Genomic DNA, 19,772 nt, shown 5'->3' with positions numbered 1-19,772 from the left:
CAACTCTACAACTCGTGAGAGAAACCATTTCGATGGCAATCTCTCGATTTTGCTTTTCCTAATAATGTTGCTATATGCTCTGCATTTTCTTGGATTTTTCTTTTTAAGTAAGGGTCTGTACTATCAGGTAATTCTGTTGGTTTGTAAAACTTTGCTTCAAAAACTTCCACCCCATCTGGCTTCAGTTCTCCCTCATACTCCGTGCAAATATACCCAATGACCACATTGTAGTATTCATGCCCATTTCTTAATTTCGTATATAACTCTTTTCCTGAGAAGACGCCATACAGATGAAGTTTCTTGATCTCGATACCAATCTCTTCTCTGACCTCTCTTATTGCAGACTCTTCCACCGATTCGCCGAGCTCCATAAATCCACCCGGTACTCCCCACGTATCGTCCAGATGTCGAACCAATAGAATCTCACCCGTCTTATTCAAGATCAATATACTCGGTCTCACCAAAATAACAGGAGCATTGCCAACTATTCCTCGCAACGTTTCAATGTAACCCATGGATTGTTCCCTCCCCTATGTGAAGTCAAAGTCATGGCTTCATTATAGTTGTGTTATATATTTCCATATAGAGAAAGAATATTTTCATTTTTTTCCTATTTTAAAGCCCATAATTTGATAAAAAAGGATCACAAAAAATAACCCGTCTGCACAATTTAATGTGCAAACGGGCATTTCATTGGTGTATCCCCGGCCTGTGGCTGGGGATGCTCTACCTGTGCATTCTGCTGCTCGCTGCTTCGCAGCTCTGCGGCAGATGCAACGCCATCTTTCAGAGTATACGCCTGATCCTGATGGAAAAAGTTCGGCTTCACGATCTCATTCCGATAGGAGCTGTGGAAAATATGTGTTGTCGCCGGGGAAACTGGCGGAATCAGCCACACCCAATCCCCGGTCAACTCACGCCCAGCCTTCTCCTCCCGCTGTTCAAACATCGCAAATTGCGCTGCCGCCGTGTGGTGATCCACAATGCTCACGCCTGCTTTTTTGAACGAATGCAGCACAGCCACATTCAGCTCAACTAACGCACGATCCTTCCACAATGTCGTTTCACTCGACGTATTCAATCCAAATGCTGCCGCCACCGCAGGCAGCTTGTTATACCGGAACGTATCCGCCAGATTACGGGCGCCGATCTCTGTACCCATATACCAACCATTGAACGGTGCTGCCGGATAAGATATACCGCCAATCTCCAGTCGCATATCAGCAATCATCGGCACACCATACCAACGCATACCCAGCTCAGCAATCTCCTTCTGCTCCGGGTGTTCAATCATCACTTCCACAATCTCTTCTTCGGGTATAACATACCACTCTGGTGCTTGTCCTTGTGCCTGAATAATGAGCGGTAACACATCATAGGGGCTACCTGCCCCCTGCCAGCCAAGTGACACCGCCGCTTTGGTCATTTCCACCGAAGCAGGATCTCCAATAATACCTTGCTCCGTCTCATATCCTGCATAACGGATCAGCTGATGATTCCAGAGTCGTACCGGAGTTCCATTCGGCCCATTGGGTGGAAGAATGGTAATCATCGGGATTACTTTGCCACCGTTGGATGCCACATGAATATGATTCATCACAGCTTCCGCTGCCGTTCCTGCCGTATCGGCATGACGCGCATCAACGACTCGCAATTTATCCCAAAACAGCCGCCCGATACAGCGGTTGCTGTTCCGCCATGCCATTTTACAACCCTGTTCCAATTCCTCTGTGGTATGCACATAGGTACCCGTTACTTCGATCTCGCCCATAACGGCAACAAGCCGGGCCTGCGCGTTTTCACGCGAATGACCCAGCTCTGCATAACATGTATATATAAACCGTTCAGCTTCTTCCTGCAATTGTTCCAGGTCTGACCGCATCATTCATTCCACCATTCTGTACATCTTGGATGCCATCATTATACGGCAAGCGCACCGGATTTGTAAGCGAACGGACAGTTTGTTCACGGACTCTACATATCGTTGTCAGGATGAAGGGTAACTTTGCTTATTTGCCCAAAAATGCGTTTAACATCCAGACCTCTTTATCCAGCGCAGCGGTAAATCCAATCAACATATCTTCTGTTGCATTATCACTTGCCTCTCCCGCTTCGTGAATGCCTTGATGAATCACTTCCACCATTGTACGCAGATCAGCAACCACCGACTCTACCATACGCTCAGCAGGCAACTGGCCTTGTGCCTCTTCAATTGGAGACAGACGCAGCTGTTCAGCCATCGTAGCCACCGGACGTCCACCAATAGCAAGCAAACGTTCTGCAACTTCGTCCATATTCGCCGTAGCCAAGTTGTACAGCTCTTCGAATTTGGCATGCAGTGTAAAGAAATGAGGTCCTTGGACATACCAGTGGAAATTATGCAGTTTCGTGTATAGTACGGACCAACCTGCGATCTGACGGTTCAGGACATCTTGAAGTGCTGTGGCGTTGTTAGCAAAAGTGTTGTTTCTAGTTTGGATTGTGCTCATGGAATTTATCCCCTCTCGAATATAAAAATAGAATTTGAATGATTGTTATGGATTGCTTTGATTTGTTTTTTTAATTTAGACTTAATCTAAATCTTGTTTTAATTATAGCACTGCATATCCTGTTTGGGAAGGCTTATGCACTGTCTTGTAAATGAAGATTCCATGAAGTACAGCTTCATAGAAACGTTGGCACAGGCAATTTAGAAAAAGGATGGTTTTAAGCAAATTCTCCCAAACCTATTGGAGCTATGATAAAATCATCTGATTGGGTTTCCATAAATTCTGAATAGGATGATACCCATCATAAGGACAGTTACCATTGTAGGAAGTTAACTTAGTCACTATTGCGGAGGTAAACATGAGGATATTTCAATTTAAACAAGAGTCAGGTAAGAAGATTACCAAATTCGAATCTAATTTCGTAATGTCACGTATTACGCAGACCGACAACGCAGCTCATATCGGATGTATGCATTTAGCTGAAGGTGGAGTAGTAGGTTATCACCAAGCTGTGGTTCCTCAACTCCTTTTAATAGTAAGTGGAGAGGGCTGGGTTAGAGGGGAAGCAAATGAATACATCAAAGTGCATTGTGGCGAGGCTGTACTCTGGGATAAAGATGAATGGCACGAAACCAAAACAGAAGCTGGACTCATGGCAATTGTAATTGAAAGCGAAGAGTTAGACACCTCATTATTGATGCCCTTAGAAGTTATTCTATAAAAAAAAGCAGACCTGCACCTAAAACCGTAACAGGACTGCTCCTTTAAACATAAATCTCCTTAAACTCGAACACACTCAAAAGTCAGAATACGACTGATCTCTTCATAGCTCGATGCTACAAAATGAGGTTGATGATCGGACTCCGGTAGCGCCGCCCGATGGTTGAACCAGATAACTGTCCAGCCTGCATCCACTGCACCTACCACATCATTACGCCACGAGTCTCCGATGTAATAGCTGGAACGGGCATCTGTCCCGGACTGCTTACTCACATATTCGAACAACCTGCGATCCGGCTTCGCATACCCAGTTGTACCGGAGATGAAAATCAGATGCTCATCAACGAGACTGAGCACATCCAGTGCTTCAAGCTTGCGCCGCTGGTGCTCTCCTTCTCCATTGGTGATCAGACCAACGGTGTGACCTTCTGCCTGAAGCCTTCTGATCAGATCATATGCTCCTTCAAAAGGTACAATCTCGAACTGTCTGCTCAGATACTGTGCTTGTAGTTTTTCAGCCTGTCCCGATTGTAGAGGGAGTCCAAACTCCTCCATCGTCAACTCAAACCTCCGACGACGCATTCGCTCTACTGCATCCGGTTCTGGTACAGCGGATAGATCTTCTTGTGCAGACAGCCAGTCACTGTAATAGCGAAAACGGTGATAGGCCTCAGCATAAGGGAAATCATCCGGCAGGCCGAGAACGTCCTGCAACGCGCCACGAAGCGGCTCCAAGTGATCATATAACGTATCATCCACATCGAAAAATATCGTTTTAGCTTCATTTTTTATATTCATAGTTGTTACTGATCCTCCTGCTCCTGTCTCAAGCATTCTCTTCTTACTACTATATATGTAATCCTATGCCTCGTCCAAAAGGGATTTATTGCGTTATCACTTCTACTCCAGAACAGTGCCCATAATAACGCTTAGACTAGAATTGATCGGACGGCTTTATATGTTAAAATAAGGATGATTAAATCTGAGGTGATGACGATGTTCAACCCAAAATTCTTCTTCTATTAGTTGTGCTCAAGGCACTGGCTACTCAAGCCAAAATCTAGCCCGGTACAACGGGGATGAAGATGTTCACACAGGAAGAGATTCAATCATGGGAAAATGAAACAAATTTCGCACAGAGACACAACAAGAAGTTCATTGATCCAAGAAAAGAAAAGCTGAAAGATCACCGTAAAGGAATCAAGAGCACGCATTACAACAAAGAATGTAAAGCCGCTCGTAAACATGATTATCGTCTGTATAGAACCAAAATGAAGCGTCTCATGTACTATGAGCAGTATGATCTTCTGTACAACTATAAACGTACAAGCGGTTGGCTTACCTGGTAGATCAAATATAGAAGAGTAGTCCTTACATCATCGTGTCCTGCTAATTATCATGAATAGCAGGACACGATGATGGGGGACTCTTTTTCCATTGGAGTACATAGTCTTGCTCAAATGATAACTGTGGATAATGAATGATTGCCCCATCCCAGTTACTGGAATATAATTATTAAAGAACACATCCAAAATGATACAAAGGTGGAATGAACATATGAGTACTTCTGTAAAGAATTGCACCGATTGTGGAAGCACGTCTTTCGTACAGGCATCCGACTTCATCAATCTTCGTCCATTGAATAAGAAATTATCAATTGGTTCGGAAAGAGTATATACCGTTTGTTTGGATTGCGGGGAAGTGGTCTCCATTAAGGTGAAGAATCCAGAGAAATTAAAATAAGTGGGTTTCCGATTATATATAATTACACGAACATGATAATACGAAAATGAATCCGCGAAAAAGAAGCCCCGCTCACCTGAGTGAACTGGGGCTTCTTTTTCTTATAGAACACACAAACGATATAATAACGAATAATCGAATGGATCATCGCAAGCAGACCACCAGATGTATCTATCACACTTAAACAATTAACGATACAACCTTACCTGCATTCACATCAATCAGGCCATGGTCCGTGATCTTCAGAGCCGGACTTACCGCAAGAGAATGAGTACTGATCGACATGATCGGGTTGTAATGTACATATCCAAGAGACAGCATGGCTGCTCTCAGTTCCTTCACTTGATGGGACACCACTGCCAGTGGTTCTTCCGTCAAAATGCCACCTACAGGAAGTTCCAGATGGGACAGCACCTTGCCGTCTTCCACTACACAGAAGCCCCCTTGGCTCGAAATCACTGTGTTAGCTGCCAATATCATATCTTCACGATTACGTCCTACAACCAGCAGGTTGTGATTGTCGTGCGAATATGTCGTCGCAATAGCACCGCGTTTAATGGTATCTCCACCGATCAGACCGTGTGCATGATTGCCGTTCACGCCATAACGTTCAAAGGTCGCGATCTGCGCATATCCGCTTTGTTCCCATAGCAATTCGCCATCTGCAGACTGAATCGGTGCAATATGTTCTTCTACAAAAGTAGAACCATCCTTCACCATCATGACACGGCATTGGTGCTCACCTTCACCAGCGATTTCAACACCTGATCCACTGACTTTTGGATCTGACAACTGAATTGTAAAATCTGCTACGCCCAGCTTCTCCAACTGTACACTCTTATAGAAGTGAGGTGGGAACTGCCCGATTACTCGTTCTTGCTTATACGGTTCGGAACCGTCATAAGCTTTGCGGCCGTTTTTGTACACCTGATCAATCGAAAGCTCTTCCAGGTTGGATAGCAACACATAATCGGCCACTTTGCCTGGGGCCACGCTGCCACGATCGGTCATTTTCATCCGGGAGGCAGAGGTTGATGTTGCTGCATAAATCGCATCTTCCGGACGCATCCCCATCTGAATTGCTTTACGTACGATATGATCCAGATGACCATGCTCCACCAGTGAATCCGGCATTACATCATCCGTTACGAAGCAGAAATGCTGCGCCACATCATGTTGAATCAGGTACTCCATGACTTCCGGGGTCATTGATTTCTCCTGAATTTCAATAAACATACCTGCCGCAATCCGCGCCTGTAATCCCTCAATGCTCTGATGGGTATGATCGGAATCAATACCTGCGTAGATCAGTCGGTGCAGATCGAGTCCAAGCAGTTTCGGTGTATGACCTTCGATCACAAGATCCGGGTAGTTTTTGCGGATATGCTGTAAAATCTGGTTCGTCTTGCACTCCGGATCACGGATGACATCGACATAGTTCATGATCTCGCCCAGACAGATGATCTCGCCAGTGGCGAGCAGCACGTCCATATCTTCAATCTCGATTGAACCGCCTGTTGTCTCCATCGGGGTTGCCGGAACGGAACTCGGGATCGCATAGAACATATCCACGGTGGTGTCCCGACTCACAGTCATCATCTCCTGCACACCTTCCAGCCCAAACACATTTGCCATCTCATGCGGTTCTGCGACAATGGACGTTACCCCGCAGCCAATCAGACCATGAGAGAAGGTTTCCGGTGTTACCATCGTACTTTCGATATGCAGATGGATATCAATCAAGCCAGGAATCATGTATCTTCCCCGCGCATCAATGACTTCGTCTGCCTGAATCAACTCAGGTCCGCCGGGTCCAACATATAGAAATCTGCCGTCCAACACAGCGACGTTGTTCATTTCAAACCGTTTATAATAACTGTTATACACATGTACATTCACAATTAGTTGATCTGCACGCATGGGGCATAATCTCCTTCTTCACAAGCATTTCACGGCGATGCGAACCGGACAATGAACCTGCACTTTAATCTGCTGTACTGCACATGACTGCGCAACACTGCCCTCGTCCGGAATCATCGCATGAGCTGCCTTCTTTACTGCTCTTATTTCCTCAAGCTATTCCCTACATTCACGGCTACTCCACCAGTACAAGCTTGTCCTGTGGGAAAATCAGGCTAACACGCTGCCCACTAAGGTACGGTGTTTCCATCTCCTGATTTGCTGTAAAATCACCGAGTTCCGTCTCGACCACATATTGATAGCTGCGTCCCAGATATGTGCTAACTTTGATAATGCCCGGCAAAGCATTCACCACATTCGCAGAGGTATCTCCACTAACAATCAGATCATCCGGGCGAATCGCGCCTTTACGTGCACCAGGACGTGCAGTTCCAGGATGGGCTGTTGCTGTAAACGTGCGTCCACCTGCGGTCAGTGTAATCACTTCACCTGCATCAGTACGCTCAGCGAATTCAATGAAATTATGGAACCCGATGAATCGTGCTACAAACTCCGTTGCCGGATATTTAAAAATCGTTTCCGGGCGGTCGAGCTGCTCAACCACGCCTTTGTTCATAATCGCTACCTGATCCGAGATCGAGAAGCACTCTTCCTGGTCATGAGAGACATACAGCGTTGTAATGCCCAGCTCTTGCTGAATACGGCGAATCTCCACCCGCATGTTAAGGCGCAGGTTGGCATCCAGGTTACTGAGTGGTTCGTCGAACAAGAGCAGGTCAGGTTCAATCACCAATGCACGAGCAATGGCTACACGCTGACGCTGTCCACCGGACAGTTCTTGTGGAAAACGTTTCTCAAATCCATTCAGGTTAACCACTTCCAGAATTCGCATCACACGGGAAGAGATGTCCTTGTCTTTTACTTTACGCATCCGTAGACCAAAGGCCACGTTGTCATAGACAGACAGATGCGGGAATAACGCATAACTCTGAAATACAAATCCGAAGTTCCGCTTGTTCGCCGGAACCTTCGTATAATCCTTGCCGCCGAACATAAACTTACCCTGTGATGCTTCCAGAAATCCGGCGATGAGGCGCAGCGTAGTTGTTTTGCCGCAACCGCTCGGTCCGAGCAGGGAGAGCAGTTTACCTTTTTCCAGCTCCAACTGAAAATCCTTCAGGATTGTCTGCTTATCGTATGCCACGGATACGTGGTCTAATGTCAGCAATGCCATAGCGTTCTGCGCCTCCAATTAACGTTTAGTAAAGTATGAAAATCCGCCCATGATCCGTTCGATCACGAACATTAAGAGTCCGGTCAGTACCATCAATAGCACGGAAATCGCTGCAATCGTTGGGTCAAAATAATTCTCCACATACGTCAGCATCTGGATCGGTAATGTGCTTACCCCTGGTCCGGTCATAAACACCGAGATGTCCACGTTGTTGAAGGACTCCAAGAAGGCAATCAGCACCGCGGCGATAATTCCTGAGCGGATGTTAGGAAGCACGATCGTGAAGAACGTTCTTACCCGTCCCGCACCAAGACTCAGCGCAGCTTCTTCCACTGCAAAATCAAAGCTCGACAGACTCGACGCGATAACTCGAATGATAAATGGAAGCATGATAATCGTATGACCAATCAACAATCCGAGGTACATCGGCAGATGGTAGATTACGATCAGGTATTTCATCAATGTAAAACCAAGCACGATTCCCGGGATCAATACCGGAGACAGGAACAGTGCGTTCAGCACGGACTTGCCTTTGAAATCGTAACGACTAAGTGCATACGCAGCCGGAACTCCGAGCACCAGTGCCAACAGGTTCCCCAACAGGGAAATGATGATGGACGTCTGGAATGTGCGAAGGAAACCGCCTGTGTTGAAAATATTCTCATACCAGCGGAAGGAGAACCCTTCCGGCGGAAATTTGAGTACCGTTCCCGGTTCAAACGAAGTGACCGATATGATCAGAAGCGGGCCCAGCAGAAAGATAAAGACCAGCAGACTGAACAGGCCCAGCCCGATATGTTTCTCCCGCATATGTCTACCCCTTCGGATTTAAAGTTTTGGCCATTTTGTTCATGACACCGACGACGACAAATGTAATCACAATCATAATCGCGGCAACAACCGAGGCCAGATACCAGTCGTTGAGGGTCATGGCGTTCTGATACAGGAACGTAGCAATCACGCGCTGTTTGCCTCCAAGGAGGGCAGGTGTGGTATACGCCGTCAGGCTTCCGACAAAGACAAGCACAGCTCCGATCACAAGTCCTGGCACAGCCAGCGGGAACACGACCCGGCGGAATGCCGTAATGCGCGATGCGCCCAGACTTTGTGCTGCTTTGAGCAGGTCACCGTCAATGTTCTCAAGCACGCCCACCAGAGAGATAATCATCAGTGGCAGGAACAGGTGCGTCAGACCGATCATCATCGCTGCCGGCGTATACAGAATATCCAGCGGCTTGTCCACGATACCGAGGCCAACAAGGGTGTTATTGATCAGCCCTTTGCGTCCAAGAATGATCATCCAGCTAAACGAGCGCACGACCGGGCTCGTCAGCAGTGGGAAGATCGCCAGTGCCAGCAAAATGCCTTTGCGGCGCGGCGCTTTCTGCGAAATATAATAAGCTGTCGGGAATCCGAGCACCACACAGACGATAGTGGTGACCACGCTGACTTGCAGCGTCGTAAGCAATATTTTCAAAAAGTATGGGTCTCTGAAAAAATGCATGTATCCTTCAAACGTGAAGGAGTTTTCTTGGAAAAACGTCGACCCGATCGTCAGGACAATCGGAATGATCATAAATGCCGCCAAAAACACGAACCCCGGCAGCAATAGCCAGTAGATTACTGATTTCTTCATCGCGATACTCCTGACTTGTAAATTTAATTCGAGATTGATACTTGAGTACTCCGATTGCAGTACCGTCCTTCGATCCCTGTTATCCCCCGATTTATTGATTCATTTTCATAGGTAAAAATCGGGGGATAAAGGGGAACGCTTCGCTTCTCCAGATCGGTTCTGCACTCTCCGCAATCGTATAAATATCTAATTGGGGCAGAGCAACTACGCGTTTAATGCGTTGATAAACAGTTCAAGGAATGCTTCTGCGTCTACGGTTTCGCAGACGAGTGTATTGGGCTGCTCGCCCAAACGTTTTTGGAAGTCACATACCATCTGGCCATCGCACAGGCGGCTGGCGGTTTCGACATCGACGTAATACGATTTACGTCCTACCAGTTCAGGGGCAAGGGCTACGCCCACGGCTAGTGGATCATGTAACGCGCAAGCGCGGACGCCGTTCATTTGTTCGTAACGGTTGATGTAAATCTCCGTACTTTGAGCGACGTATGCGCGCATTAAAGGATCAGTGAGACGCTCAATCGTTGCTTCATTCAGCAGCGTTTGACGTGTTACATCCAGTCCGACTTGGGTAAGCTTCTCGATGCCTGCGTGCAGTACGATGCGTGCGGCCTCTGGATCAGCATATGTGTTGTACTCAGCTGTCGGTGTAATATTGCCATGTCCGCGAACAACACCACCCATGAAGATGACTTCCTTCAATAAAGAAGGCAATTCAGGACACTTCATCAGCGCGAGTGCCAAGTTCGTTAATGGTGCGGTCATGATTAAGGTCAGCTCGCCCGGATAGAGCTTGGCTTGTTCCACGATAAAGTCTGGCGCAAAACCTTCCTCGGCTTTCTTAGACACGGCCGGATCAGGCAGCGCACCGCCCAATCCATCCTGTCCATGTACCCGGTGTTCATAATGCGACTTGCGAGTGAGTGGTCCAGCTGCTCCGGCAATCACTGGAATATCTGGTGCACCCGCGAGTTCAAGGATTTTGCATGTATTTTCTGTTGCCTGCTGGAGTGATACGTTCCCGCAGACCGTGGTGATACCGAGGATGTCCAGCTTCCGGCTTTTGACGGCCAGCAAAATCGCCAGTGCATCGTCAATCCCCGTGTCCACATCCAGAATGATGCGATTCAGCGCTTCACTCATCCGTTCTCAACTCCTATGCGGTGATATGGTTGCTTGCTGCAAATGTTATAAGTTCAACTAAAGAATATTTACACTTACCACTCCGATGACAGAATAACATTCCGATCGCTGTTATCCCCAGATTTTTTTTAATTCCCTTCTTCAAAGGGAAAATCCGGGGATAGCGCGTGCTTCCGAAGCAGCTTTCTTTCAGAAAGCTTTTAGGCGAACGCTTCGCTTCTTCACGTTATTTCTGCCCTCTCCGTTCTCGTGTAAAAAGTTCAGTTAAACCTATATAGATCAAAGATAACTATTTAGTCTATTACGTGTTTTATTGTGCAATCTCACGGTTCCAGCGATCTGTCCAACCTTTAACCTGTTGATTCACAAATTCCATATCCAGCTTGTTCAGCTTCTCCACAACGTCAGCGCCATATGTTACGCCTTCTGCTTCTTCAGCAGTCAGTTCAACTTTGGTGTTTACTGGGGAGTCAACTTTAGCTTTGGCAGATTTCGCTTGTACATCCTGGCTAAGTTGCCAGTTGATGAACTCTTCAGCAAGCTCTTTGTTTTTGCTGCCTTTAACGACATTGATCGTGTTCATCACGGCATATGCACCTTCGCTAGGTGTAACAAACTTCGCATTAGGAATAGCTGCTTTCAGATCTTTGAAATACATTTCCATGATTGGTCCGCCTGCAATCTCTTCCTGGGAGAACATGTTCACGAACTCGGACGTTTGGCTATAGAATTTCACCACATTGCCGCTCAGTTTTTTCAGTTCAGCAAATGCCGCATCTTCATTAAACGTATCGTTTCCGGCTACACGGGAAGCTGCATCCACAACCATCGGGCCAGCTGTTGCCGTAATATTCGGGATCGTCAAGTTACCTTCAAACGCCGGGTCCCACAGGTCACTCCATGAAGTCACTTCTTTGGATACGAGGTCCGGGTTATAAGCGATACCGAGCTGTCCAACCGTGTAGGCAGGGCCATAATCTTCACCAAGTGGTGCTTTGGCAATATCATATATGTCATTTACATTTGGAATTTTGGAACGATCGATTTTCTCAAACAAACCTTCATCAATACCTTGTTGTGCATAGTAGTCAGACAGGTAGATGACATCGACATTCGATGTACCCTGACGGATTTTGTTCAGACGTTCAGCGTTATTGCCGACTTCGAGCACGATGTCTACATTATGTTCTTTTTCAAAAGGACCAAATACCGATTCATTGAAGAAATCTTCCGAGAAGCCCCAAGTGGAGATAACCAATTTGGTAGCTGCTGTTCCCCCACTGCCTGATCCGCCTGTTGCATCCTCTGTGCTGCTGCCACAACCTGCAAGTAATACCGATGTCATTGCCACTGCTGCCAAACCGCTAATCCACTTTTTCATCATGATCCTGATTCCCCCTGATATATGTGATGTGTATGAAAAAAACAAAAAGAAAAGCATTCTTGTATAAACAAGAACACTTTTCTTCGTAAACAAAGGAAAGCGACACCCGCTGCCGGTACATCATCGATTTCTGCTTCAGAATCAATCCGAAGACAGACGCCATCATATGAAATTGTACGGAACCTGCTCATGAATTCGGGCCATAACCTCCGTATGCATCAACAAGAATCAATCCTGCCGATCCATCCTTAGGCCTGTTCCAGAATCACATTCGTGATCGCCCACTGGGTGGACGCATCATAATCCCGCAATATAGCTTCAATTGGCAAACCCATGTGTTGCTCGAGCTTCTCCCGGAATTTCTTCTTATATAAGACAGACATGCGGAAGTCCACTTCCAGCTTTAAGCCAGGGGCCTCCCCTTCCAGGGCGTCAGAGCGCGGTGAACGTCGGTGCTTCGCGTAGAAGGTCACAATATTCTGGTCAATGGTCACTCTCAGGAGAGTGGTGCCAAATCCGAACAGTTCCTTCGAAATTTCGTTATAATACTGGCACATCTTCTTCTTACTCTCGTTGCTGTCCAGTAGTTCCATGAACTCACCCACATCTCTTACTACCGTACATTCGACGTGTTAACACGATTGATTATACATAAATCTTCTGAAATGAGCAACCCAAAAGATATACTTAACATGTAAATCACACACAGAAGCGAACATTACCATGATCTTATCGTTTTTTCATATGTTTACATAAACGTCTACCGAAGCATACTACAGTTGAAATTATATCCTATATCCACGGCTTCTATCCGCGCATTCATCGTATTCTTAAGAATCTAATCAATGGAAAAAACCGCATCTTCCCCTCCCTTCCAAAGAGATCAGATACGGTTGAACATCATCATAGTATGTCTGAAATTCTAGCGTGCTGTTCAGGCAGAGACTTTCGAGGCACCTCTTGCTGAACGTCTTTCCGTGCGAATCAAGCTGAGGATCATGAAGATCAGCACCAACATCTGCGGGATAAACGTTTCCCAGGTTGGATACATACCAAGCCAGCTAAGTGTAGGCAATTCAGGAACAACGTGTGCGCCAAGCGTTGCCGATACTTGAAGTGCATGTATGCTCTCCCCAAGAAAACGAAATACCAGATAATAGATCATCAACGTAGCCGTCAGGAAGAACCAGCGTACAGGCAGACGCACACTGAACTGAATGATGGCTATAGCCAGAACAATCAGGATCAATAATGCTGCACCAATTCCCATCAATAGCTGTGACAGCTCTATTGCAGGTGCCATCCCGATATAAAATATGGCGGTCTCCGCTCCCTCTCGCAATATGGCAAGTCCTGCTACGGCAAAAAGAGACCATAAACTTCCGCGTGCCAGCGCACCACCCACCTGTTGCTGCACATAGCTATTCCAGGATCGTACGTTGGATTTACTGTGCATCCAGTGCCCTACGGTCAACATGAGAACAACTGCTGCCAGGCCAGTGTACCCTTCAATCATCTCCCGAGTACTGCCTGAAGTTACCGCAGCCAGAACAAGTGTGAGAACGACCGCCAGTCCAGCACTAAGCACGAGACCACTACCTGCTCCAGCCCAGATCCAGCGGCGGGCAGCGGCCTGTCCACTTTTCTTGGCATAAGCCAATAAAGCAGACAGCACCAGAATGGCTTCAAGGCCTTCACGGAGCAGGATCAACGCTGCATCCCATGCGGTATAAGAGGTAGAGGCAGTTAATGGCTCCAGTCGGTCTATCATGCGAGAGACCACCTCGGTTGCTTTCACTGTGTTTGGTGGATTCGACACGAGATATCCGGATGCTTCTGTCATCTCGTTCTCAATCGCTGTATATGAAGCGGGAGAAGAGATCTGCACCTGCCCTTCCACCGATGGCCAAGTGATGATAAACTGCTCCAGCCCCGTAGAAGCCGCAGTCGTGTCTCCCGTCCCAATCTGCTGTTGGACTTGTTCTAGCAATTTCAGCAGTTCAGTCAGTGAGGACACGCCCGAGACGGCTGTGGTGTCTTCAACTTCACCTTCCTTGAGTGTTCCGGCACTGTAGTCAGTCAGCAACGTGACCAGATTCTGCATCTGCTCGGTTGCTTTTGCTTCCTTGCGGGGCTCAGCTTGCATCGCAACACGAATTAAGCTGATCTCTTTCTCCAACTGGCTGTATACGCCAAAATGATCCTGACGAATCGGCGCTTCTGTTCCCTTCCAGGCGGTAACGATTCGTTTGTAGGTGGTCTCGGCCTGAGTCCAGTCCCCCTGCTCCATTGCGCTTAGACTGTTACGAGCATCAGGAAGCAGTTTTTCAGCTGCTTTCCGACCTGCATCAGTGCTCTCTTCAGCCCCCTGAAACGCCTCCATATATTGATTGGTTGCACGAGCCAGATCCGCAAGTGCCTTTTTGGCTGTATCGGTATCCTTGTTTTGCAAAGCCTCTTGGGCCTTCGCCAAGGTATTGTCTACGGTAACCGCCAAGCCACTTACCTGATCTGCGTTTTGTTGCGGTTGCAACGTACCTGCCTGCTTCCACAACTCCTGGAAATCGCCTACATCCCGAATCGCTTCCGTAAGCTTGCCTTGACCAGCTTCCACCAGCGCACTTCCCACAGGCGGGAGCAGGGAATCTAGCAGATCTTCCGCAGCAAGCTCTGCCTTGGAAGATGAGCTGTTAGCATAAGCGACGTTACTGTCAGGCACATAGCCTGTCACCCCGGACGTGATCATCATGCATATGAGCATAATCAATGGTATACGCAGCAATCCTCTTCTTGTACGTTTCCTGATTAGCGATTGCTTGTGTGCGATTCCCATGTTCATCTTATTTTCGCTCCTCCTCATGATTGGAACCTAGCCTGATCCTGCTGCTCCATCAGAACAGTGTGTCCCCAATATATCTTCCCTCCGAGCACCCTGGAAAACAGGCAAACACCGCACTGCCGACATGCACCGTATATTCGTTCAGTTTGTCGTTCTTCGCGAGTCGTTCCTGAATCGGAATAAACTGTTTGTCCAGATCTCGTTGGTAACTGATGAATAACAACCCTGCATCCAGCTGTCCTGTTTTGGCATCCAATCCACTTGAATAGGAGTAAGAGCGGCGTAAAATCTGCTGACTGCCATCTCCTTTGGCCAGACGTAGATGCGAGGTTGCCGGAATGATGGGTTGTCCGTCGGACGACTTCGCCTGCAGATCCACCGGATCAAACTCTCCCCGGCTACCCAGCGGCGCTCCACTATCCCGGTGGCGACCAAAAGTCGCCTCCTGGTCCTTCAGTGTGGAGCGGTCCCAGACCTCCACACGCATGCGAACCCGGCGGACGGCCATATAACTGCCGCCGGCCATCCACCCCGGACCATCCGCTGGCTGTGCCCAGACGGTCTGGTCCATGAGCACCGCATCCGTGGTATCCGGATTGCCGGTGCCATCCTTGAAGCCGAGCAAATTGCGCGGTGTTCCACCTGCAGGATCCGCTCGGCCCGTGCGCTGGAAGCCCTCCTGGGTCCAGCGCAATACCGCATGCCCTCGCGCAATGCGCGCGAGGTTGCGGATGGCATGGAAGGCGACCTGCATATCGTCTGCGCAGACTTGTACGCACAGGTCGCCACCACACCACTGCGGGTCCAGCGCATCACCGGCAAAAGCCGGAAGATCACGCAGACCCCGGGGCTTCGGGCCCTTCAATCCGAAGCGCCCGTCAAACAAAGAGGGCCCCACACCGAACGTCAACGTAGTACGTGACGGTGTCAGGCCTGCCGCTTCGCCCGTATCGGTGGGCGGCGTATTCAGCGTGGTATTATGTTCGCCGATCATCTGTCCGGCAGCCATGGCGGCGGAAGCCGCTGTCCAATTCTGGAACAGGCGGCGTAACTCCTCCACGCTGCCCGCGGTCACATCAAAGGCGGCAAAGCAGATGAAATCCTGAGCCGGGGTGATAATGCCCGCCTGATGCTTACCATAGAAGGGCAAGCCCTTGTCATCCGGCGAGGTTTGCTCCACAGCAGACGCCGGTTGACTCTTGCGACCCAGCGCCATCAGGCTGCTGGCTCCGCCCCCGCCTATAAGCAGACCAAGACCAGCTACGCCGGTCAGCTTTAGCATTTCACGCCGTGACAACGGCTTTTTCAACGAATCTTCCTTCTTGTCGGTCATCGTTCTACACTCCCAGTACCTGTCCCATGTTCGACAGTGGCTCCGCAAGCGCGTCCAGATTCTGACTCAGTTTGCGTACGTCCTCATCCTTCAGCTTCTCGTAGGAAACATATCCGTCTCCATCCTTGAATGGGGCGAGTTCTTTCTCCAGTGCATCAAACCGGTCTGCAATCTGCTGGTTCAGGTCCTTGTCTTTGGCAGCCAAATCATCTTTGAGCAGATTATAGATTTCGCGTGCACCTTCCACATTCGCTGCAAAATCATACAGATCCGTATGCGAGTATCGTTCCTCTTCCCCCGTCACCTTGCTGGAGGATACTTCGTTCAACAATTCCACCGCTCCTGTCACCATCAGGCTGGCATCAATGTCCATCGTCTCGACCTTGGCCCGCAGCAGCTTCGCATCACTCAGCAGTGTATCCGCATATTCCGTCATGCCTTCAGTTGTGTTATCTTCCCACAATGCTTTCTCAATCCGGTGGAATCCGCGCCAGTCAGCCGCCTCAACATCTCCATCACGCGCATCAATGTTCGGGTCCAGATCACCCAGTGCCTCGGCTACCGGTTCAATTCGTTCATAGCACATACGAGCTGGAGCATATAATGATTTGGCGGTGTCCAGATCTCCGGCTTTTACTGCATCGGTGAACTTCTCCGTTTCCTTCACGAACTCATCGATCTGTTGTATAGCAAACGTGCGATAGCCGTCAACAGCTGTGGTATAATCGTCTGCCGCTGTATCCTGACCCGCTGTATTTCCACTTTCCGCAGAAGTCTGACTTTCAGTAACAACAGCCGGTGTCTCTGAAGATGGGTCTGAAGCAGCCTCATTATTGCCGCAAGCGGCGAGCAAAACCGAAGTAGCCAGCACAACAGCTGGCAATGCCAATATTTTTTTCAACACGATACACTCCCTATTAAATATGCAGATTAGGTCAACCTTCTGTGCACAAATGTCACGACGTTCAACCTCTTGAATAAACGTTCTCTTATTGATAATGATTATCAATTTCGGTAATGACATCATAAGTCCGTGTTATCCTTATGTCAATATGAAAATAAGAGATGTGCTCATCCCTGATTTCACGTCGTGTAATTGGGGTATTAATTCCTGCGAAACATAGACAAACTTCGTCATCAACCGTTAAAATGAGACACAATGTTTACCTGTTTTTATTTTCTAGAAATTGGAGGCTTAACCCATGAAATGTCCAGTATGTAATCATGAAAATGGAGATGCCCATTTTTGCGAGAGGTGCGGCTCTAATCTAACGCAAACAACCTCTTCGCCCACTCCTGTACCGAACCCTGAATCTGCTGCTACTTCCGAACCCGAATACACCCGTTGGTCCAGTACGCAGACCACATCTTCTCAGGCACCCGTTCCATCCAACACACCATCGGTCTCTACTCACAAGCAACAAACAACAGAGTCAACAGGCACCAATGACCATGCTTCTGCAGGAGATAGTAGCTCCAATCAATGGAATAATATCGTGCAGAATGAGAAAGTTCAGCAAGCCAAAGAAGTAAGCAAACAGTATCTATCCTATTTCCTCAGTGTATTGGCCCGTCCTTATCAAACGATGAAAACCATTGGTGACCAACACTCACTTAACGGATGGCTGACGATGGCGCTGATTGCAGTCCTATCTTCTACATACTTCTTAATTACCTTTAGTCGCATAGGCATGGACGGATTGTTCATTGGTGGATTTATCCGGCCGCTGTTGTTCACCGTCATTATCCTGATTGCCTCTATTGCATTGATGTACGCTATTCTGAAGATTGAAAAAATAACATTCCGTCCCAAAACACTGGTTGCCCAGTTCGGTACATTGCTTGTTCCTGCTGTCGTATCCCTTGTTCTGGCGAATCTGTTTATCATCATCTCGTATTCCATCGCGATCTCATTGCTCGCTGTCTCGTATATCATTATCTTTGTCGCTCTGAACTCGGTGCTATTCCAATATCCACTGAATCGCACCAAAGCAGCCATCGACAGTATGTACAGCGTACTGATCGCCAATGCGGTCGTGTTCTTTATTGTGTATCAATTGTTGGGTGAAATTATTATTGGACTAATCGGCCTGATGCTTTCGCCTTTTGGACGTCTGTAAAATAGTTCAGTTGGAATAAAGCTGTTTACACATCGCGATAAAGGCGAAGCATATGCTTCCGAAGCAGCTTTCTTTCAGAAAGCTTTTAGCTTCCACTTCTTCAGGTTCTTTCTGTCCTCTACGTTTTCGTGTAAATGGTTATTCCAATGAAAATTTTCCTGACTCTTTAGATTCATACTAGGCGCTCCCTGCTCATGCGGGGAGCGCCTTTTTTTTGGTTTTCCAAGGCAGCATTGCGCTGGGCATGTTTCATACACTATAATGTGTAGTGCAATAGGTATGTTCTTATTTACGTAACAAACATGGACCCAGCAACTCCCGTTACGTAATGAGGATTCACCATTGCCACTAACACTACATTATGTAGTGTACTGATCAATTATTATACTCAGAAAGCAGAGGAACTCTCTATGGACATGTCTCATATGAATCATATGCAAATGGAGCACGAAGCAGGTACATCCTACCTGTGGCTCATCGTAGGTGCAATCGTGTTGCTGTTCTCCATCGCCGCTTATATCTGGGCATCACGCACACAGGGCAAAATCCTGGGTCACATGAAAAAGAAAGAACGGGCGGACATCCAGAAAAAAAGTCGCTCCCTTCGGCTGGTTGCACATGCATTGATGGCTGTGTCGATTGTTACGCTTGGTCTATTCTTCCTACAGGGTGCAGGAGCAACATATGATGTAGCCGATCTGGACGCCAATGCGACAATCGACGTGACTGACGATAAATATTATGGGGCAGACCATACGGAGGACCCGATCCAGTATGAGATGAAGATCCCGACTTCAGGACCGCATAATCCGCATGATATCAAGTTTGGATTCTACACCGACTTCCCGGGCTATAATTACCTGGTACACAATCTCGAGCATGGGGATATCATCATCTATTATCGTGAGAACGCAGGCGAAGATTTGAAAGAGCATCTGAAATACCTTGCCAAATTCCGCGAAGCCGGGGCAGGTATACTCGCCGTACCAAACAAGGATATTCCCGAAGGCAGTGAAGTCGTCGTAACTGCATGGACCAAAACGATGAAGCTCGACCAATTCGACGATGCCAAAGTGGGTACTTTTATCAATAAATATATTAATCAGGGACCTGAAAAGATTCCCGCCTCTGTTCGCCAGGGCGGCGGAACGATGTAATAACCTATAGAATCAAACGTGATTAGCTCCCGAATCAAATTGACTCGGGAGCTA

19 protein-coding genes are annotated in these 19,772 nt (G+C 47.8%); 5 read left to right on the top strand and 14 right to left on the bottom strand.

The window, feature by feature from the left end:
• Positions 1–5: 5 nt before the first annotated feature.
• From OM416_RS20895 to OM416_RS20885, 3 genes are all read right to left on the bottom strand, one after another.
• Positions 6–515 carry an NUDIX hydrolase gene (locus OM416_RS20895; protein ID WP_264932673.1) on the bottom strand — a complete coding sequence of 170 codons (510 nt, stop codon included), beginning with the start codon at positions 513–515 and terminating at the stop codon, positions 6–8.
• 155 nt (positions 516–670) lie between these two features.
• Positions 671–1,882 (bottom strand): nitric oxide synthase oxygenase, encoded by a 1,212-nt coding sequence (locus tag OM416_RS20890; protein WP_264932874.1) that lies wholly within the window; start codon positions 1,880–1,882, stop codon positions 671–673.
• 127 nt (positions 1,883–2,009) lie between these two features.
• Complete coding sequence (locus OM416_RS20885; RefSeq protein ID WP_264932672.1) at positions 2,010–2,489, bottom strand: Dps family protein; 480 nt, start codon at positions 2,487–2,489, stop codon at positions 2,010–2,012.
• Positions 2,490–2,847: 358 nt separating this feature from the next.
• Between OM416_RS20885 and OM416_RS20880 the strand changes: the two genes are divergently transcribed.
• Positions 2,848–3,210, top strand: coding sequence for a cupin (locus OM416_RS20880; protein WP_264932671.1), 363 nt, complete (start codon positions 2,848–2,850; stop codon positions 3,208–3,210).
• Positions 3,211–3,269: 59 nt separating this feature from the next.
• On the opposite strand, the gene OM416_RS20875 is transcribed toward OM416_RS20880, so the two are convergent.
• Positions 3,270–4,007, bottom strand: coding sequence for an HAD family hydrolase (locus OM416_RS20875; RefSeq protein ID WP_264932670.1), 738 nt, complete (start codon positions 4,005–4,007; stop codon positions 3,270–3,272).
• Positions 4,008–4,294: 287 nt separating this feature from the next.
• Here OM416_RS20875 and OM416_RS20870 point away from each other — a divergent pair, with 287 nt between their 5' ends.
• Entirely contained in the window at positions 4,295–4,558 is a 264-nt protein-coding gene (locus OM416_RS20870; RefSeq protein WP_264932669.1) for a hypothetical protein, read from the top strand.
• A 208-nt stretch (positions 4,559–4,766) separates the two neighbouring features.
• Positions 4,767–4,952, top strand: coding sequence for a hypothetical protein (locus OM416_RS20865; RefSeq protein ID WP_264932668.1), 186 nt, complete (start codon positions 4,767–4,769; stop codon positions 4,950–4,952).
• Between the two features lie 180 nt (positions 4,953–5,132).
• Here the strand turns inward: OM416_RS20865 and OM416_RS20860 are convergent, their stop codons facing one another.
• From OM416_RS20860 to efeO, 10 genes are all read right to left on the bottom strand, one after another.
• Entirely contained in the window at positions 5,133–6,872 is a 1,740-nt protein-coding gene (locus OM416_RS20860) for an adenine deaminase C-terminal domain-containing protein (protein ID WP_264932667.1), read from the bottom strand.
• A 175-nt stretch (positions 6,873–7,047) separates the two neighbouring features.
• Positions 7,048–8,106: an ABC transporter ATP-binding protein gene (locus OM416_RS20855; RefSeq protein ID WP_264932666.1), complete on the bottom strand. Its 1,059-nt coding sequence runs from the start codon at positions 8,104–8,106 to the stop codon at positions 7,048–7,050.
• An 18-nt stretch (positions 8,107–8,124) separates the two neighbouring features.
• Positions 8,125–8,916 (bottom strand): ABC transporter permease, encoded by a 792-nt coding sequence (locus tag OM416_RS20850; protein WP_017691790.1) that lies wholly within the window; start codon positions 8,914–8,916, stop codon positions 8,125–8,127.
• A gap of 4 nt (positions 8,917–8,920) precedes the next feature.
• Entirely contained in the window at positions 8,921–9,742 is an 822-nt protein-coding gene (locus OM416_RS20845) for an ABC transporter permease (protein ID WP_036612869.1), read from the bottom strand.
• A 204-nt stretch (positions 9,743–9,946) separates the two neighbouring features.
• Positions 9,947–10,873 (bottom strand): nucleoside hydrolase, encoded by a 927-nt coding sequence (locus tag OM416_RS20840; RefSeq protein WP_264932873.1) that lies wholly within the window; start codon positions 10,871–10,873, stop codon positions 9,947–9,949.
• Positions 10,874–11,195: 322 nt separating this feature from the next.
• On the bottom strand, positions 11,196–12,266 hold the full coding sequence (locus OM416_RS20835; RefSeq protein ID WP_264932871.1) for an ABC transporter substrate-binding protein: 1,071 nt from the start codon (positions 12,264–12,266) through the stop codon (positions 11,196–11,198).
• 251 nt (positions 12,267–12,517) lie between these two features.
• A complete protein-coding gene (locus OM416_RS20830) occupies positions 12,518–12,862 on the bottom strand; it encodes a Na-translocating system protein MpsC family protein (RefSeq protein ID WP_017691786.1) in 345 nt (114 codons plus the stop codon).
• Positions 12,863–13,203: 341 nt separating this feature from the next.
• On the bottom strand, positions 13,204–15,108 hold the full coding sequence (locus OM416_RS20825; protein ID WP_264932665.1) for an FTR1 family iron permease: 1,905 nt from the start codon (positions 15,106–15,108) through the stop codon (positions 13,204–13,206).
• Positions 15,109–15,160: 52 nt separating this feature from the next.
• Positions 15,161–16,441, bottom strand: coding sequence for an iron uptake transporter deferrochelatase/peroxidase subunit (gene efeB, locus OM416_RS20820; protein WP_264932664.1), 1,281 nt, complete (start codon positions 16,439–16,441; stop codon positions 15,161–15,163).
• A gap of 4 nt (positions 16,442–16,445) precedes the next feature.
• On the bottom strand, positions 16,446–17,342 hold the full coding sequence (efeO, locus tag OM416_RS20815) for an iron uptake system protein EfeO (RefSeq protein WP_264932663.1): 897 nt from the start codon (positions 17,340–17,342) through the stop codon (positions 16,446–16,448).
• A 301-nt stretch (positions 17,343–17,643) separates the two neighbouring features.
• Between efeO and OM416_RS20810 the strand changes: the two genes are divergently transcribed.
• Entirely contained in the window at positions 17,644–18,561 is a 918-nt protein-coding gene (locus OM416_RS20810; protein WP_264932662.1) for a hypothetical protein, read from the top strand.
• Between the two features lie 410 nt (positions 18,562–18,971).
• A complete protein-coding gene (locus OM416_RS20805; RefSeq protein WP_264932661.1) occupies positions 18,972–19,718 on the top strand; it encodes a DUF3105 domain-containing protein in 747 nt (248 codons plus the stop codon).
• Positions 19,719–19,772: the final 54 nt, after the last annotated feature.

The organism is Paenibacillus sp. LS1 (genome assembly GCF_026013365.1).
Classification (GTDB): Bacteria; Bacillota; Bacilli; order Paenibacillales; family Paenibacillaceae; genus Paenibacillus.
This window is presented reverse-complemented; position numbering and strand designations above follow the sequence as displayed.

Coding starts and splice junctions, on each gene's coding strand:
- OM416_RS20855 (WP_264932666.1), bottom strand. CDS start 8,106: ATGGCATTGCTGACATTAGACCACGTATCCGTGGCATACGATAAGCAG.
- OM416_RS20870 (WP_264932669.1), top strand. CDS start 4,295: ATGTTCACACAGGAAGAGATTCAATCATGGGAAAATGAAACAAATTTC.
- OM416_RS20825 (WP_264932665.1), bottom strand. CDS start 15,108: ATGAACATGGGAATCGCACACAAGCAATCGCTAATCAGGAAACGTACA.
- OM416_RS20865 (WP_264932668.1), top strand. CDS start 4,767: ATGAGTACTTCTGTAAAGAATTGCACCGATTGTGGAAGCACGTCTTTC.
- OM416_RS20860 (WP_264932667.1), bottom strand. CDS start 6,872: ATGCGTGCAGATCAACTAATTGTGAATGTACATGTGTATAACAGTTAT.
- OM416_RS20890 (WP_264932874.1), bottom strand. CDS start 1,882: ATGCGGTCAGACCTGGAACAATTGCAGGAAGAAGCTGAACGGTTTATA.
- OM416_RS20880 (WP_264932671.1), top strand. CDS start 2,848: ATGAGGATATTTCAATTTAAACAAGAGTCAGGTAAGAAGATTACCAAA.
- OM416_RS20830 (WP_017691786.1), bottom strand. CDS start 12,862: ATGGAACTACTGGACAGCAACGAGAGTAAGAAGAAGATGTGCCAGTAT.
- OM416_RS20810 (WP_264932662.1), top strand. CDS start 17,644: ATGAAATGTCCAGTATGTAATCATGAAAATGGAGATGCCCATTTTTGC.
- OM416_RS20895 (WP_264932673.1), bottom strand. CDS start 515: ATGGGTTACATTGAAACGTTGCGAGGAATAGTTGGCAATGCTCCTGTT.
- efeB (WP_264932664.1), bottom strand. CDS start 16,441: ATGACCGACAAGAAGGAAGATTCGTTGAAAAAGCCGTTGTCACGGCGT.
- OM416_RS20875 (WP_264932670.1), bottom strand. CDS start 4,007: ATGAATATAAAAAATGAAGCTAAAACGATATTTTTCGATGTGGATGAT.
- OM416_RS20805 (WP_264932661.1), top strand. CDS start 18,972: ATGGACATGTCTCATATGAATCATATGCAAATGGAGCACGAAGCAGGT.
- OM416_RS20850 (WP_017691790.1), bottom strand. CDS start 8,916: ATGCGGGAGAAACATATCGGGCTGGGCCTGTTCAGTCTGCTGGTCTTT.
- OM416_RS20885 (WP_264932672.1), bottom strand. CDS start 2,489: ATGAGCACAATCCAAACTAGAAACAACACTTTTGCTAACAACGCCACA.
- OM416_RS20835 (WP_264932871.1), bottom strand. CDS start 12,266: ATGAAAAAGTGGATTAGCGGTTTGGCAGCAGTGGCAATGACATCGGTA.
- OM416_RS20845 (WP_036612869.1), bottom strand. CDS start 9,742: ATGAAGAAATCAGTAATCTACTGGCTATTGCTGCCGGGGTTCGTGTTT.